This window comes from Streptomyces sp. NBC_00249 (genome assembly GCF_026342355.1).
In the GTDB taxonomy this organism is placed as follows: Bacteria; Actinomycetota; Actinomycetes; order Streptomycetales; family Streptomycetaceae; genus Streptomyces.
Window position 1 is genome coordinate 963,280 of record NZ_JAPEMV010000002.1, and the last position, 15,634, is coordinate 978,913.

Genomic DNA, 15,634 nt, shown 5'->3' on the forward strand with positions numbered 1-15,634 from the left:
CGTCCGGGATTTGGACTCGTCCCGTCCGGCGGGGGCGGCGCAGGTCAGGGGCGCCTCAGGGTCGGGTGGGGGGCGTCCCCGATGGTGTGGCGATCTTGCCGGCGGCAGGCTTGCGGACATGACGAACCCCGTGAACTCCACCCGCCGCTCCGCCCGTTGGATCTCCCTCGCCGTCGCCGGCGCGGCCGTCGCCTCGCTCGCCGGGGCCGCGCTGCCCGCCTCGGCCGCCTCGGCCGCCGAGCGGCAGCCGGCCCCGCAGGTGGGCGTCGGCACGCTCCACGAGCGCCACCCCGTCGACGCGGCCGCGCTGGCGAAGCTGATGGCCCCGGACGACATCGCGAACGGCACGACGGTGCGGGTGACCGGGCCCGGAGTCCGCTTCAGAGAGACGGCCGGGCCCGTCTCCGCGGACCCGGCCGCCTCGGTCCGGATCGGCAGCATGACGAAGATGTTCACCTCCACCGTGGTCCTCCAGCTGGTCGCCGAGGGCCGGTTCGCCCTCGACACCCCGATCCGCGAGATCCTCCCCGAGACCGTCCCGGCGGACTGGGCCCCGATCACCGTCGGCCAGCTGCTGAGCCACACCAGCGGGCTGCGCGCGCCCTGCGAGCCCCTGGACGACAACACCGGCCTCACCCCGGAGCGCATCGTCCACGCCTGGACGAGCTGCCCGACGAAGCCCGAATTCCCGGTCACCGGCCAGCAGTACAACGGCGGCAACTACTTCCTCCTCGGCCTCGCGATCGAGAAGGCCACCGGGAACTCCTACGCGGACGAGGTGCAGCGGCGCATCGCCCGCCCGCTCGGCCTGCGCCACACCTACGTCCCCCGGTCCGGGGACCAGGCCATGCCGACCCCGTCGCTGGCCGCGCCCGAGCCGAAGGACCCGTGGGCCTGGGCCGAGGGCGGCATGATCTCCAACGCCCCCGACCTGGAACGGTTCATGAAGGCCCTGCTGGGCGGCCGGCTGCTGCCGCCGGCCCAGCAGGCGCAGCTCTTCGTCAAGTCGAAGCTCCCGAAGATGCAGGCGCTGCCGTACAGCGCGGGCGGGCTGGCGTACTACACGCTGAGCGACGGCACCGAGGTCTGGGGCAAGACCGGCAGCATGGCCGCGTACACGAGCGGAGCCTTCGCCACCGCCGACGGGAGCAGGGTCGTCACGTACTCCTTCCTCCCCAAGCCGGGCGTGACGCAGAACGCCGCCATCGGCCGGGTCGTCGGCCTCGTCGAAGCGGCCCTCTGAGCAGGCCCCGGGCGGAGCGCCCGGCCGCCCGTGCCGGAAACGGGCTGGCGGAAGGGGCGCCGCACCGGCAGGATCCGGCCATGATCCTTTCTCATGATGTGGACGGGCCCGCCGACGGTCCCGCGGTCGTCCTGCTGCACTCCTCCGTGTGCGACCGGCGGATGTGGGACCCCCAGTGGGGCCCGCTCGCCGAAGCCGGATTCCGGCTGATCCGGGCCGACTTCAGGACCTGCGGGGACAGCCCCGCCGCCGTGGCCCCGTACAGCGACGGCGGGGACGTCCTCGCGCTGCTGGACTCCCTCGGCATCGGGCGGGCCGCCTTCGTCGGCTCCTCCTACGGCGGCCGGGTCGCGCTGGGGCTCGCCGCCCTGCACCCGGAGCGGGTGTCGCGCCTGGCCCTGCTCTGCCCGGCCCGGCCCGGGCTGCGGCCGGACGGCCCGGAGGTCCGGGCGTTCGGGGAGGCGGAGGACGCCCTGGTGGCCGCCGGTGACCTGGAGGGCGCGGGCGAGCTGACGGCCCGCACCTGGCTCGGCCCGGACGCCGACGGGGCGGCGCGCGCGGCCGTACGGGAGATGGCGGTCGGCAACCTGAGGGGCGCCCTGGCCGCCACCGGGGACCACGAACTCCCGGAGCCCCCGGTCGACCTGACCACCGTCACCGCCCCCACCCTGGCCGTCGGCGGCGCCCACGACCTCCCCGACTACCGCCGCATCCCGGCCGACGTCGCCGCGCTCGTCCCGGGCGCCACCCACCTGGAACTCCCCTGGGCGGGCCACCTGCCGTCCCTGGAGCGCCCGTCGGAGATCACCGCCCTCCTCCTGGACTTCCTCCACCCGATCCGGTGAACCGGGCGCCTTCGGACCAGCTCCTGGAGGCGGGCGGCCCGCCCAGGAAGCAGCCGAAGCCGGCCGGGCCGGAGGCCTGAATCCGCAGGACGGGACCTGGCCGAAAAAAATCGGCTGCGGCTTCGTGAGCCCGCCCCTAGCGTCGTACTCGCCAGTAACTTACGAGGCGGGAGCGACATGAGTGACATCGGCAGCGCCGCAGGGCAGTCACGGCGCAAGGTCCTGAAGGCGGCAGCGGCAGGGGCCGGGACGGTCGCCGCCGTGGGGGCCGGGGCCTCCGCCGCGCGCGCGGACGGGGGCCGGCGCGGCGCCCCGACCTTCGTCCTGGTCCACGGCTCCGGGAGCAACTCCTACGGCTGGGCGCCCACCGCCGCCGAACTGGGCCTGCGCGGGCACCGGGTGGTCGCCGTCGACCTCCCCGGGCACGGCCCCGGCGCCTACTTCCCCGCCTCCTACCAGGCCCCGCAGGACCTTCAGCGGCTGCGCACCGAGCCCTCGCCGCTGGCCGGGGTCACCCTGGCGGACTTCGCGGAGCACGTCACCCGCGTCGTGCGCACCGCGCACCGCAACGGCCCCGTGATCCTGGTCGGCCAGAGCCTCGGCGGGGCGACCATGAGCGCCGTCGCCAATCAGGTTCCCGAGCTGATCGCGCACCTGGTGTACGCCTCGGCGGTCTGCCTGACCCGGCACGTCTCGATGGCGGAGCTGATGACCACCCCGGAGGCGGCCACCAGCGCCATGTTCCGGCTCCCCGTCGTGCCGACACCGCCGGAGCTGGGCGTCGGCCGGGTCAACTGGCGCAGCGCCGACCCCGAGTTCTTCGCCGTGGCCAAGCAGGCCCTCGCCGCCGGCTGGCCGGACGAGCGGGTGCGTACGCTCCTCAACATCCTGGAGCCCGACGAGTCGGCGGCCATCAGCGTCAGCGACGCCCGGGGGCTGCCGGAGCGCTGGGGCAGGGTGCCGCGTACGTTCCTGCGGTTCACCGAGGACCGCGTGATCCCGCCGGCCCTGCAGGACCTGATGATCCGCGAGGCCGACGCGGCCACCCCGGGCAACCGTTTCCGCGTCCGCTCCCTGCCCGCGCCGCACGTCGGCCCGCGCGACGCGGCCGTCTGGGCGGACGAGCTGGAGCTCGTCGCCCGGCTGTGCCGCTAGGCCGTCTCCGCGCGGGACATGAGGACCGCTCGAAAAGGGCGTCGGGCCGGGCGGAACCCGTGGGTAGGGTCCGCGCATGCACAGCGACCGCCTGACGGACCACCTGACCGTCTCCACCGCCCTGTCCCTGCTCAGTGATCACCGGCTCGCCGGCACGGTCGCCGCCGCCACCCCGCTCGGGGCGGGGATCGGCGGCCGGTCGGGGGAGCTGGACGTGGGCGGGACACGGGTGTTCGTGAAGCGGGTGCCGGTGACGGACGCCGAGCTGCTCCCCCGCACCCTGCGCTCGACGGCGAACGTCTTCGGGCTGCCGCTCTTCTACCAGTACGGGGTGGGGTCCGCCGGGTTCGGGGCGTGGCGGGAGCTGGCCGCGCACGTGACGACCACGCACTGGGCGCTCGGGGGCGCGTACGACGGTTTCCCGCTCCTGTACCACTGGCGGCTGCTGCCCGACTCCCCGCCCGCCGGGTTCGTGGACGGCTTCGGCGGGATCGACGGGGCCGTCGCGCACTGGGAGGGTTCGGCGGCGGTGCGGCGGCGGCTGGAGGCGATCGGGGAGGCCTCGTACAGCCTGGTGCTGTTCCTGGAGTACGTGCCGCACCGGCTGTCCGACTGGCTGGCGGGGCGGCGCGATCCGGTGGCCGAGTTCCCGTGGGTGGCGCAGGCGCTGACGCGCGGGGCGGAGTTCATGCGCTCGCGCGGGATGGTGCACTTCGACGCGCACTTCCACAACGTGCTGACCGACGGGCGGATGCTCTACTTCGCGGACTTCGGGCTGGCCCTGAGCGAGGGCTTCGACCTGGCCCCGCAGGAGCGGGAGTTCCTGTCGGCGCACCTGGGCTACGACCGCGCGTACACGGCCGCGCACCTGCTGCGGTACCACCTGCCGGCGGCCGCCCGGGGCGGGCTGGAGCACGAGGCGCTGCTGCGCGCGTGGGTGGCGGGGCGGCGGCCGGGGTCGGTGCCGGCGGGGGCGGCGGGGGTGCTGGACCGGCACGCGGGGGCTTCGGCGGTGCTGGACGAGTTCCACCGGCGGCTGGTGGAGGAGTCGAAGCGGACGCCGTACCCGGCGGGGGCGCTGGCCCGGCACGAGCAGCCGTAGAAGCCACGTCGCCCGTTCGCTTGAACCTGTTCAAAAAGAGGTCTACAGTCAACGACGTCAGCAGTTGAACATGTTCAAGGGGGCTGGGGCAATGGACCTCACCGTGGTCGCGTACGTCATCTACCTGCTCATCAGCATCGGTCTCACCGTCTGGGTGGCCCGCACGCTCAGCCGCAACGGCCGGGTCTTCATCGGCGACGTCCTCCAGGGCAACGAGAAGCTCGCGGACGCGGTCAACCACCTCCTGGTGGTCGGCTTCTACCTCGTGAACATCGGCTTCGTGACCCTCTACCTGCGCTCGGGCGAGACGATCCTCGAAGCGCGCGGCCTCTTCGAGGCGCTGTCGGTCAAGCTCGGCGTCGTCCTGCTGGTCCTCGGCTTCATGCACCTCGGCAACGTCTGGGTGCTCAACAAGATGCGCCGGCGCGGAATCATGGAGCGCCAGCAGACCCCGCCGGTCGCCCCCCAGGGCTTCACCGCTCCGGCCGGGACCTGGTGACGGGGACAGTGACGGCCACCCGGCACCTGACCGTCCTCTACGACGCGAACTGCCCGGTGTGCGTGCACATCCGGCACTGGCTGCTCGCGCAGCGACAGCTCGTACCGCTGCGGCTGGTGCCCGCCGCGTCCGCCGAGGCCTGGCGGCGGTTCCCGGAACTCGCCCACGCCGAGACGCTGAAGCAGATCACCGTGGTCGGGGACCGGGGGCAGGTGTGGACGGGGACGGACGCCTTCATCGTGTGCCTGTGGGCGCTGGCCGAGCACCGGCCGAAGGCCAACTGGCTCGCCACCCCGGCCGGTCGGCCCTTCGCGGCGGCGGCCATGCACACGGCGGCCGCCGTCCGGCACGCGGTACGGACCAATGGTGAAGCGGAGCCCGGAGAACCGGCCTGTGACGACCAGTGCTCCACACCCCGATAAGGTCGGACACCGTGACAGATCAGAAGGCGCCCAAGAGCGAGCAGACCCGCACGCTCATCCTCGAAACCGCGCTCCGGCTCTTCCAGGAGCGCGGCTTCGACAAGACGACCATGCGGGGCATCGCCAAGGAGGCGGGGGTCTCGGTCGGTAACGCGTACTACTACTTCGAGTCGAAGGAACACCTGGTCCAGGGGTTCTACGACCGGATCGGCGCGGCCCACCAGGCGGCGGTCCGGCCGATCCTGGACAACGAGACCGATCTGCAGAAGCGGCTCGCGGGCGTACTGACGAGCTGGCTCGACATCGCGGCCCCGTACCACGAGTTCGCCTCGCAGTTCTTCAAGAACGCGGCGGACCCGGAGAGCCCCCTCAGCCCCTTCTCCCCCGAATCGGAACCGGCGCGGAAGACGGCGATCGACATGCACCGCGAGGTGCTGGCCGGGGCGAAGACCAAGGTGCCGGCGGAACTGGCCGACGTGCTGCCGGAGCTGATGTGGCTCTCGCAGATGGGCCTGGTCCTGTACTGGGTCTTCGACCGCTCGCCGAACAGCGAGAAGACGCGGCGGCTCGCGGAGCGCGGAGCGCAGCTGACGACGCGGGGCATCATCCTGGCGCGGTTCCGGGTGCTGCGGCCGCTGGTGCGCGAGGTGCACGAGCTGTTCGCGGACTTCCTGCCGGGCATGGCCCAGACGGCGGTCTCGCGCGGCAAGCGGGCGTCGGACCCGGACGCGGGGCCGAAGGCGGGCCCCGAGGTGGGTCCGGAGGACACCGTTTAGCCCAGGACCAGCAGGGTCGCGACGGCGGGGCCGAAGGCTCCGCCGAGCTGGTAGCAGAGGGTGAACAGGCCGATGGCGCTGGGCCGCTGGGCCTCCTCGGAGGCGGCGGCGACGGCCTGGGTCGACAGGATGGCGTTGGCGGAGCTCGCGGTGAGGACCCCCGCGGCGGTGGCGGCCAGCAGCAGCGGGCCCCCGTCGGCCAGGATCCCGGTGAGCGCGGCGAGGGTGCCGAGCGCGAGCAGGACCGTACGGATCGTCGCGCGGCTCATCCGGGTGGAGGCGGCGGCGAGCGGCCAGGACAGCGCGGACCCGGCGAGCAGCGCGACGAGCTGGCCGGTGCCGGCGGAGACGGTGTCCCATCCGGCACGGTCGGCGAGCAGCCGGGCCACCGAGAAGAGCAGGGTGAAGTAGGACGCCGACAGCAGCAGCGCGAGGAGCGCCGGGACCACGAAGGCGGGGCGTCGCAGCAGGGCGGCGGGCACGAACCCGTCGGGGCGGCGCCGGATGTGCGCGGCGAGCAGGACACCGGCGGCGAGGGCCCCGCCGAGGGCGGCGAGCGGCGCGGTCGGGAGCAGGACGAGGGCGGTGGCGAGCGCCGTCAGCAGCGCGGCGCCCCGGGCGTCGAAGCGGCCCGGCGCGGGCGGGGTCCCCGGCCCGGCGTGGCGGATGACGGCGGGAATCGCGAGCAGGGAGAGCGCCGAGGCGGCGAGGGCGAGCCGCCAGGAGGCGGCTTCGGCCAGGGCCCGGCCCAGCAGCGGTCCGGCGGCGCCGAGCATGCCGAAGCCGGCGCTGATGACGCCCATCCGGCGGGCGGTGCCCGCCAGGCTGATGGCGACCGCGACCAGCCCGGCCCCTCCGGCGGCCTGCCCGCAGCGGCCGAGGAGGGTGAGCGGCAGCCAGGGCGAGGCGGCGACGAGCAGGGTCCCCGCCACGACGAGGAGCCCGGACAGGCGGAGCACGGCGGGTACGCCCCGGCGGCGCAGCAGGCCCGCGAGGAGCGGGGTGCCGACGGCGGTCGCCCAGCCGAAGGCGGTGAGCATCCAGGCGGCGGCCTTCGCGCCGACACCGAGGGAGGCTGCCATGTCGGGGAGGATCAGCACCGGCGCGTTGGCCCCGGCGGCGAGCGGGGTGGCCAGCAGGGCGAGCCACAGGACGGGGACGGGGCCCCGTACGGCGGCGGCCGCGCCTCGGCTCCCGGTACCGGCGGTGGTGGTGGTGACAGTCATGGATGACCCACTCCCCTTCACGTCTCAACCTTGACAATCTCAACGTTGAGATAAAAACAGGCAGACTGCTTCAACGTCAAGTGTCTTAACGTTGAGACATTCGCGTAGAGTGGCCCCATGAAGAACGACGGCATGAAGAACGACACCGTGGCCACCTTCATCGGCCAGTGGGAGGCGGAACGCCCCGACCTCGCCGAAGCCCTCCGGCCCGTCGAGGTGCTGGCCCGGATCCAGCGGATGACGCGGATCATCGACAAGCAGCTGAAGACCTTCATGGCCGGACACGGCCTGGAGGTCGGCGAGTTCGACGTCCTCGCCAGTCTGCGCCGCTCGGGCCCGCCGTACGCGCTGACGGCCGGGGCCCTGATCCCCGCCGCCATGGTGACCTCGGGCGCGATCACCAACCGGATCGACCGGCTGGAGGCCAAGGGGCTCGTCGAGCGGGTCCGCGACGACGTCGACCGCCGCTCGGTCCGCATCCGCCTCACCGCGGCGGGCCTGGAGACCAGCGGGAAGGTCATGGAGGAGCACCTGCGGCACTACGCCGAGCTGCTCGCCCCCCTGGACCGCGAGAGCGCCGACCGGCTGGCCGACGCCCTGCACGTCCTGCTGCTGGCCCACGGAGACACCTTCGGGGCGGCCGGAGCGGCGGACGCGACCGGGGCCCCTACAGCCAGTTGAGCTCCCACAGGCGCCACACGCCCGTGCCGTCGGAGAGGTACTGCGCGCCGGTGACGGCGTCGCGGGACATGACGTAGTCCTTCTTCTGCCAGATCGGCAGCATCGGGACGTGCTGGGAGACCAGCCGCTGGAGCTCGCGGAAGTCGGCGGCGGCCGCGCCCCGGTCGGAGTAGGACTGGGTACGGGTGATCAGCTCGTCGACGAGCTTGTCGGAGAAGCCGTTGTTCATGCTGGAGTCCGCGCCGACCAGCGGGGCGAGGAAGTTGTCCGCGTCCGGGAAGTCGGCGATCCAGCCGATCGTGTAGGCGTCGAACTCCCCGGCGGCGTACGCCTTCTGGAAGTCCTCCCAGGCCTCGACCGGCTTGATCTTCAGCTGGAACAGGCCGGTCGACTCCAGCTGCCGCTTGATCTCCTCCGCCTCGGCGACGTTCGCGCCGCGCTGGTTGACGCCGAGGGTGACCGGGACCGGGGCGGTGATCCCGGCGTCCTTGAGGAGCTTGCGGGCGGCCTGGCCGTTGGGCGAGGGGTAGGCGTCGAAGAAGGGCGTGCTGTGTGCGGCGACGCCCGCCGGGACCAGGGAGTAGAGCGGGGTGACCGTGCCCTTGTAGATGTCCCCGGAGATCTTGGAGCGGTCCAGCACGGCCGCCACCGCCTGCCGGACGGCCGGCTTCGCCGTCGTGGAGCCGGGGCGGGTGTTGAAGACGACGCTACGGGTCTCCGTGCCGCCGGAGGCCTGGTAGCGGGTGTCCTTCATGCCCGGGTTGAGGCCCGCGAGCACTGCGGGCGGCATGTCCCGGTGCGCCACCTCGACGCCGTGGTCGCGCCAGGCGCGGTCCAGCTGCGCGGAGTCCTTGAAGTACCGGACGGTGACCAGCGCCCGGGCGGGCTTGCCCTGGCCCTTGTAGGCGGGGTTGGGCTTCAGCTCGGCGCTCTTGCCGGTCTCGTACCCGACGAGGGTGTACGGGCCCGAGCCGTCGACCTCGTTCTCCTTGCGCAGCGCCCTGGCCGGGTACTTGTCCCGGTCGACGATCGAGGCGGCGCCCGTGGCGATCTTGAAGGGGAAGGTGGCGTCGCGGGCGGAGAGGTTGAAGGTGACGGTGCGGCCGTCGGCCCTGACCGACTCCAGGGTGTTGAAGAGCGGGGCCGGGCCCTGGTCGGAGTTGATCTGCTTGATGCGGTCGAAGGAGAACTTCACGTCCTCGGCGGTGACCGGGCGGCCGCCGGCGAAGGTCAGGTCCGGGCGGAGCTCGCACTGGTACGTGGTCAGCTTCTGGCCGACGAACTTGCAGGCGGAGGCGGCGTCCGGGACGGGGGTGTCGGAGCCGGGCCGGATGGTCAGCAGCGACTGGTAGACGTTGCTGAACAGGGCCCAGGAACCGGCGTCGTAGGCCCCGGCCGGGTCGAGGGCCGAGACCACGTCCGTGGTGCCGACGCGGATCGGGGACCGGCCCTCGTCGTCGGTCGGCAGGAGCTGCCAGCCGCCGACGGCGGCGACCCCGAGGACCAGTCCGGCCGCGACGATCTTCAAGCGGACAGACCGCATATCAGGAACCCCGCTATCCGAACCGAACCGTCCGACTATCGGACTGTCGGCCACCCAATCACGGAATTTCAGCCACCGGAAGGGTCGTTATGTGCCGTCGGAGCCGGTCACGCCTGGTATGAGGCGAGTTCCACGACGGTGATGTCGGACGGCGCCCCGACCCGCACCGGCGGACCCCACGCGCCCGCGCCACGGGACACGTACAGCTGGGTGTCGCCGTAGCGCTCCAGGCCCGCGACGGTCGGGTTCGCCAGCTCGGCGAGGTACTTGCCGGGCCACAGCTGGCCGCCGTGGGTGTGGCCGGAGAGCTGGAGGTCCACGCCGTGCCGGACGGCCTCGTCGATGACGATGGGCTGGTGCGCGAGCAGTACGGAGGCGCGGGACCGGTCGCGGTCGCCGAGGGCCGCCCCGAAGTCGGGGCCGTGGCCCTCGCTCTCGCCCTGGACGTCGTTGACCCCGGCGAGGTCGAAGTACGGGAGCTCGCGGCGGGCGTTCTCCAGCGGGACCAGACCGAGCTCACGGACGTGGTCCACCCACTGCTGGGCGCCGGAGAAGTACTCGTGGTTGCCGGTGACGAAGTAACTGCCCAGCCGCGAGGACAGTCCGCGCAGCGGTTCGGCGGCGGGGCCGAGGTCGCGGACGTCGCCGTCGACGAGGTCGCCGACGATCGCGACGAGGTCGGGCTGCGTGCGGTTGATCGTGGCCACGATGCGGTCGGTGTGGGCGCGGCCGAGGATCGGGCCGAGGTGGACGTCACTGACGACGGCGATCCGGAACCCGTGCGCGGCACGGGGCAGCCGGGCGAGCGGCACGGTGACCCGCTTGACGCGCGGCCCGCGCAGCACCCCGTACGTCCCGTTGGCGACGACCCCACCGGCCGCGAGCGCCGCCGCCCCGCCGACCACCCGCGAAACGAACACCCGCCGGCTGACTCCGTCGGGGCCCTGCGGGGCCGTTCCCCTCCCCGCCCCTTCCCGCACCTGGGGCTCCGCCCCAGCCCCCGCCACGCCCGCGCCCGCGGCGGGCGAGCCGAATTCCAGCCCCTCCGGCGATTGAGGAGCGGGGCCCGCGGCCGTACCCACCCGGGCAGGGACCTGGCCCGCGCCGCCGCCCTCCCCCGCCGGGGCGGTGCCGCCCGCGGCGGGCGAGCCGGAATCCAGCCCCTCCGGCGATTGAGGAGCGCGGCGGGCGAGACGGCGGAGCCAGAGGTGGCGGGCCGGTTCGGCCACGAGCATGGCCAGGGTCAGGTACAGCAGCACCGCGAGCCACATGTACCCCGGCCACGCCACCAGCCGCTCCAGCCAGAACGGCGCCCCGGCCCGCCCCGCCGTCAGCGCGGCCAGCGCCAGCAGCGGCAGCGCGAAGGCCAGGACGGTGCCCGCCCGGCGGGCCGCGCCGCCCGCGCGGGTCGTGTCACGGACCAGCCGGATCCACAGCCACCGGTGGACGAACCCCACGAGCACCAGGGCGGCCAGGACAGCCGCAATCACCACGAATACGGTCATCGTGATTCACGCCTCAGCGCGCGGACCCCGCGCAACCCGATCACACCAACGGCCGTCCCCAGGAGAAATGACGTCACCGCGAGGAGAAGGTGGACCCAGAAGTAGGCCGTAGGGTCCCCCGCCGTGTCGAAGGCCAGACCACTGCCGTTCTTCCACAGGTTCCGGACGAAGGACACCCAGATGAACCAGCTCCACACGCCGAAGGCGAGCAGGAACCAGGAAGCGGCGCGGCTGAGTTTCATGTCCCCAGTATCGGATTCGTCCCCAGGACGGACGCGCCGGGGTGGGCCGTACCGGGGGTGGTTGTCCCCGGTTGGCCGGTCCACGACGCCGGACAGCCGATCGGGATGTACTTTCACCTGCGTGTCTGCCAAGAAGACCGCGCTGACGGTCCTTTCCGCCGCGCTCCTGGTCCCCGCGATGCTCGTGGCGCCCGCCCACGCCGCCCCGGCCCCGGCCGCCCCGGCGGACGGCAAGGGCCGCCCCCGCAAGGCGCCCGCGCCCCCCGCGTCGATGTCCACCGTCGGCGGCGCCGCCCTCGGGCAGCCCGGCACCCAGGTGAACCTGCTGCCCGGAGCCCCCGCCCTGCCCGCGAACCTGACGGGGCGTTCCTGGATCGTGGCGGACGCCGAGTCCGGGGAGGTCCTGGCGGCCTACAACTCCCACTGGCGGCTGCCCCCGGCGTCGACCATGAAGATGCTCTTCGCGGACACCGTGCTGCCGAGCCTGCCCAAGGACCAGGTCCACAAGGTCACCGACCAGGATATGGACGGTGTGGGTCCCGGCAGCAGCCTCGTCGGGGTGAAGGAGGACCACGAGTACACGGTCCACGACCTGTGGCTCGGCGTGTTCCTGAAGTCCGGCAACGACGCCGTGCACGTTCTTTCGGCCATGAACGGCGGCATCGACAAGACCGTCAAGGACATGCAGGCGCACGCCGAGGAACTCCAGGCCCTCGACACCCACGTGGTCTCCCCGGACGGCTACGACGCCCCCGAGCAGGTGTCGAGCGCCTACGACCTCACCCTGATCGCCCGCTCCGGACTACAGAAGCAGGACTTCCGCGAGTACTGCGGAACGGCGACCGCGCAGTTCCCCGGGCGGCAGGAGGCGGGCAAGCCGCGCGAGTTCTTCGAGATCCAGAACACCAACCGGCTGATGACGGGCGCCGGCGGCATCAGCCCCTACAAGGGCATCGCCGGGGTGAAGAACGGCAACACCACCATGGCCGGCGCCACCTTCACCGGCGCCGCCCAGCAGGGCGACAGGAAGCTGCTGGTCACGGTGATGAACCCGGACGGCGGCGGCGCCAACTCCGTCTACGAGGAGACCGCCGCCCTCCTCGACTGGGGCTTCGCGGCGGCCGGGAAGGTCCGGCCCGTCGGGGAGCTGGTGCCGCCGAAGAGCGCGGACACCACCTCGCACGGCTCCCCCGCCCAGTCCCACGAGAACGGCGGCAACGGCCCCACGGCGGCGGGCGACGACTCGGGCAGCAGCGGCGTCGGCACGGCCCTCGGCATCGCGGGCGGGGCCCTGGCCGTCCTGGCGGGCGGGGCGTTCGTCGTGAACCGCCGCTGGCCGCGCGGCCGCCGCGGCCCGGGCGGCAGGCCCTAGGCAGGCCGGGACTCCGACTCGGGAGCGGGCACCCCGTCCTCCCCCGCCTCCGCCGCCTCGTCCCCCTCGTCGCGGGTGGCCGTCCACGCCGCGCAGTACAGCAGCAGCTTCGCCGTGAAGTTGATCCACAGCAGGAGCGCGATCGGCACGCCGAAGGCCCCGTACATGCTCTTGCCCGCGATCTCCCTCATGTAGCCGCTGAGCAGCAGCTTCAGCAGCTCGAACCCGGCGGCGCCGATCAGCGCGGCCTGGATCAGCCGGAAGCGCGGCGGGTCGACGCCGGGCAGCAGGGTCAGGACGTAGAGGAGCAGCAGGAAGGCGGCCAGTACACCGACGAGGAAGGCTCCGCCGCGCAGGAACACTCCGCCCCAGCCGTCGCGCGGGACGCCGAGGGCCTCGCCGAACTTGCCGACCGCGCTCGACCCGATGATCGAGGCCGCGGCCGAGCCGATGCCGGCGGCGCCGAGCCCGAGCAGGACGAGGGCGTCCTTGCCCTTGCGGACGATCGGGTTGCCCTGGTCCTCGTCGTCCTTGTCCCAGACGGCGCGCAGGCAGTCGCGCATCGAGCCGACCCAGCCGATGCCGGTGAACAGGAGCAGCGCGCCGGCGACGAGGCCGACGGTGCCCGCGTTCGCGACGAGGCCCTCCAGGTCGAGCTGGTCGGAGATGCCGGGGACCTGCTCGGCGAGGTTCTTCTGGAGCCGGTCGAGCTGCTGCTGGCTGAGCAGCGCCGCGCCGACGGCGGCGGCCACGGTGATCAGCGGGAAGAGCGCGAGGAAGCTGATGAAGGTGATCGCGGCGGCGAGCCGGGTCCAGTGGACCCGGTCGAGCCGCTCGTAGGAACGCCACGGATGGGTTCGCGTCGCGGCGCCCACCAGCGGCCCGATCACCGGGAGTTTCTTCAGCCAGTCCATGGGGTCACCGTAAATGAGCTGCCGGAAATAGCCTGGATTGCCGCTTTTGGGCAGTACGGTCGTCGATTGTGACTTTTCGCCCTACGGTTCGTCCCCCGGTCCGTCCCGCGGTCCGCCCGTTCCACGCCCTGGTCCTGCGCAGGCTCCGGTTCCATGCCGCCCGGACCCTGCGACCGCTGCGTCAGGAGCGCCGCACGACCGTGACGGTGGCCGAACCTGACTGCGCGGGCACGCCCGCGGCGCCGACCGGGCCGGCCGGGCCCGTCGGGCCGTTGCCGAAGGGGTACTCGCGCAGTTTGCGCCAGACCCCGTCCGAGCCCTGCTCGTAGAGCGCGAAGCCCTCGCACAGCCACTCGGCGGCGTAGTCGGCGAGCTCGGCGAACGCCCGGTCCATCGCCTCCTCGGGGATCCCGTGGGCGACGGTGACGTGCGGGTGGTACGGGAAGGCCAGCTCACGGCTGAGGGGCCCCTGCGGGTCCCGGACCTGCCCCTGGAGGCGGGTACAGCCCGGGGCGCCCTCGACGAGCTGGACGAAGACGACCGGCGAGAGGGGGCGGAAGGTTCCCGTCCCCTCCAGACGCATCGCGAACGAACGGAAGGCCCCGGCGACCTCGGCCAGGTGCCGGCGGATCCCGGGCAGCCGGTCCGCCTCCACCTCGGTCGGCGGTACGAGGGTGACGTGCGTGGGGATGCCGTGCGCGGCGGCGTCCCCGAAGCCGGCGCGCAGCTCCTGGAGCTGGCTGCCGTACGGCTCCGGGACCGCGATCGAAACGCCGAGCGTTACGGTCCCCACGTGGGTCTCCTCCGTGTCTAGGGGTAGGTGCTGCCGCTTCAGTGTGGCGGCAGCACCCCCTTCGCCGCCAGGGGCCTTCTTTCCGTCAGTGCTTGGCGGGCAGGAAACCGAGGCGGTCGTAGGTCTGCGCCAGGGTCTCGGCGGCGACCGCACGGGCCTTCTCCGCGCCCTTGGCCAGCAGGGAGTCCAGGGTCTCCGGGTCGTCCAGGTACTCCTGGGTGCGCTGCTTGAAGGGTGTGACGAAGTCGACCATCACGCCGGCGAGGTCCGTCTTGAGCGCGCCGTAGCCCTTGCCCTCGTACTTGGCCTCCAGGGCCGGGATCGTCTCGCCCGTGAGGGTGGAGTAGATCGTGAGCAGGTTGCTGACGCCGGGCTTCTTCTCGGTGTCGAAGCGGATCTCCGCCTCGGTGTCGGTGACCGCGCTCTTGATCTTCTTCTCGGTGACCTTGGGCTCGTCGAGGAGGTTGATCAGGCCCTTGGGAGACGGCGCGGACTTCGACATCTTGATCGTCGGGTCCTGGAGGTCGTAGATCTTCGCGACCTCCTTGACGATGTACGCGGCGGGCAGGGTGAAGGTCTCGCCGAAACGCTGGTTGAAGCGCTCCGCCAGGTCACGGGTCAGCTCGATGTGCTGGCGCTGGTCCTCGCCGACCGGGACGGCGTTCGCCTGGTAGAGGAGGATGTCGGCGACCTGCAGGATCGGGTACGTGAACAGGCCGACGGTCGCGTTGTTCGCACCCTGCTTCGCGGACTTGTCCTTGAACTGGGTCATCCGGCTGGCCTCGCCGAAACCGGTGATGCAGTTCATGACCCAGCCCAGCTGGGCGTGCTCCGGGACGTGGCTCTGGATGAAGAGCGTGCAGCGCTCGGGGTCCACGCCGGCCGCGAGGAGCTGCGCGGCGGAGAGACGGGTGTTCGCGCGGAGATCCTTCGGATCCTGCGGCATCGTGATCGCGTGCAGGTCGACGACCATGTAGAAGGCGTCGTGCGTCTCCTGCAGGGCGACGTACTGGCGGATCGCTCCGAGGTAGTTCCCGAGGTGGAACGAACCGGAGGTGGGCTGGATGCCGGAGAGCGCGCGAGGACGATCAGAAGCCATGCCCTCATTCTCTCAGGTGCGGGGGCGGACTCCGGCCCTGCGGTGGCCGGAAACCGGCCGGTCCCGCTGGTGCGGGGGCGGTGGGTGGTGGGCGCGGCCGGTGTACCCGGCGGTAGCGGCCCGACCGGATCTTGCCCCGGCCGAGCGACCGCTTTGGGACGCGCCGCTGCGCCGGCCTCCGGCCGTCGGTGGTGGGGCGGGGCCGGTTCGGGTGGCC

Annotated in this window: 16 protein-coding genes; 9 read left to right on the forward strand and 7 right to left on the reverse strand. The window is 72.8% G+C overall.

What is annotated here, in order from left to right:
- The first annotated feature begins 118 nt into the window (after positions 1 to 118).
- The 7 genes from OOK31_RS13250 (at position 119) to OOK31_RS13280 (ending at position 6,042) form a co-directional block, all read left to right on the forward strand.
- Positions 119 to 1,243 (forward strand): serine hydrolase, encoded by a 1,125-nt coding sequence (locus OOK31_RS13250; protein ID WP_267012646.1) that lies wholly within the window; start codon positions 119 to 121, stop codon positions 1,241 to 1,243.
- An 80-nt stretch (positions 1,244 to 1,323) separates the two neighbouring features.
- Positions 1,324 to 2,088, forward strand: coding sequence for an alpha/beta fold hydrolase (locus tag OOK31_RS13255; protein ID WP_267012647.1), 765 nt, complete (start codon positions 1,324 to 1,326; stop codon positions 2,086 to 2,088).
- Positions 2,089 to 2,265: 177 nt separating this feature from the next.
- Entirely contained in the window at positions 2,266 to 3,243 is a 978-nt protein-coding gene (locus OOK31_RS13260) for an alpha/beta fold hydrolase (protein WP_267012648.1), read from the forward strand.
- A 76-nt stretch (positions 3,244 to 3,319) separates the two neighbouring features.
- On the forward strand, positions 3,320 to 4,345 hold the full coding sequence (locus tag OOK31_RS13265; RefSeq protein ID WP_267012649.1) for a protein kinase family protein: 1,026 nt from the start codon (positions 3,320 to 3,322) through the stop codon (positions 4,343 to 4,345).
- A gap of 91 nt (positions 4,346 to 4,436) precedes the next feature.
- Entirely contained in the window at positions 4,437 to 4,844 is a 408-nt protein-coding gene (locus OOK31_RS13270; RefSeq protein WP_267012650.1) for a hypothetical protein, read from the forward strand.
- Complete coding sequence (locus tag OOK31_RS13275) at positions 4,841 to 5,266, forward strand: thiol-disulfide oxidoreductase DCC family protein (RefSeq protein WP_267012651.1); 426 nt, start codon at positions 4,841 to 4,843, stop codon at positions 5,264 to 5,266. The genes OOK31_RS13270 and OOK31_RS13275 overlap by 4 nt, the downstream gene beginning before the upstream one ends.
- Positions 5,267 to 5,277: 11 nt before the next feature.
- Positions 5,278 to 6,042, forward strand: coding sequence for a TetR family transcriptional regulator (locus tag OOK31_RS13280; protein WP_267012652.1), 765 nt, complete (start codon positions 5,278 to 5,280; stop codon positions 6,040 to 6,042).
- Here OOK31_RS13280 and OOK31_RS13285 read toward each other — a convergent pair.
- On the reverse strand, positions 6,039 to 7,268 hold the full coding sequence (locus OOK31_RS13285) for an MFS transporter (protein WP_267012653.1): 1,230 nt from the start codon (positions 7,266 to 7,268) through the stop codon (positions 6,039 to 6,041). The genes OOK31_RS13280 and OOK31_RS13285 overlap by 4 nt on opposite strands.
- Before the next feature lie 117 nt (positions 7,269 to 7,385).
- Between OOK31_RS13285 and OOK31_RS13290 the strand changes: the two genes are divergently transcribed.
- A complete protein-coding gene (locus OOK31_RS13290) occupies positions 7,386 to 7,949 on the forward strand; it encodes a MarR family winged helix-turn-helix transcriptional regulator (RefSeq protein ID WP_267012654.1) in 564 nt (187 codons plus the stop codon).
- Here OOK31_RS13290 and OOK31_RS13295 read toward each other — a convergent pair.
- The 3 genes from OOK31_RS13295 to OOK31_RS13305 form a co-directional block, all read right to left on the reverse strand.
- Positions 7,936 to 9,492 carry an ABC transporter substrate-binding protein gene (locus OOK31_RS13295; protein ID WP_267012655.1) on the reverse strand — a complete coding sequence of 519 codons (1,557 nt, stop codon included), beginning with the start codon at positions 9,490 to 9,492 and terminating at the stop codon, positions 7,936 to 7,938. The genes OOK31_RS13290 and OOK31_RS13295 overlap by 14 nt on opposite strands.
- Positions 9,493 to 9,599: 107 nt before the next feature.
- On the reverse strand, positions 9,600 to 10,997 hold the full coding sequence (locus OOK31_RS13300; RefSeq protein WP_267012656.1) for a metallophosphoesterase: 1,398 nt from the start codon (positions 10,995 to 10,997) through the stop codon (positions 9,600 to 9,602).
- Positions 10,994 to 11,239 carry an SCO4848 family membrane protein gene (locus OOK31_RS13305; RefSeq protein WP_267012658.1) on the reverse strand — a complete coding sequence of 82 codons (246 nt, stop codon included), beginning with the start codon at positions 11,237 to 11,239 and terminating at the stop codon, positions 10,994 to 10,996. The genes OOK31_RS13300 and OOK31_RS13305 overlap by 4 nt, the downstream gene beginning before the upstream one ends.
- A gap of 121 nt (positions 11,240 to 11,360) precedes the next feature.
- Between OOK31_RS13305 and OOK31_RS13310 the strand changes: the two genes are divergently transcribed.
- The gene (locus tag OOK31_RS13310; RefSeq protein ID WP_267012659.1) at positions 11,361 to 12,611 is read left to right on the forward strand and encodes a D-alanyl-D-alanine carboxypeptidase family protein; all 1,251 of its coding nucleotides are present in this window, start codon (positions 11,361 to 11,363) and stop codon (positions 12,609 to 12,611) included.
- Here OOK31_RS13310 and OOK31_RS13315 read toward each other — a convergent pair.
- The 3 genes from OOK31_RS13315 to trpS all read right to left on the reverse strand — a co-directional run bounded on the left by OOK31_RS13315 (position 12,608) and on the right by trpS (position 15,417).
- Positions 12,608 to 13,525: a YihY/virulence factor BrkB family protein gene (locus OOK31_RS13315; protein WP_267012660.1), complete on the reverse strand. Its 918-nt coding sequence runs from the start codon at positions 13,523 to 13,525 to the stop codon at positions 12,608 to 12,610. The two genes, OOK31_RS13310 and OOK31_RS13315, sit on opposite strands and share 4 nt — an antisense overlap.
- Positions 13,526 to 13,706: 181 nt before the next feature.
- Positions 13,707 to 14,318 carry a 2'-5' RNA ligase family protein gene (locus OOK31_RS13320; RefSeq protein ID WP_267012661.1) on the reverse strand — a complete coding sequence of 204 codons (612 nt, stop codon included), beginning with the start codon at positions 14,316 to 14,318 and terminating at the stop codon, positions 13,707 to 13,709.
- A gap of 85 nt (positions 14,319 to 14,403) precedes the next feature.
- Positions 14,404 to 15,417 (reverse strand): tryptophan--tRNA ligase, encoded by a 1,014-nt coding sequence (gene trpS, locus OOK31_RS13325; protein ID WP_267012662.1) that lies wholly within the window; start codon positions 15,415 to 15,417, stop codon positions 14,404 to 14,406.
- Between the last annotated feature and the right edge of the window lie 217 nt (positions 15,418 to 15,634).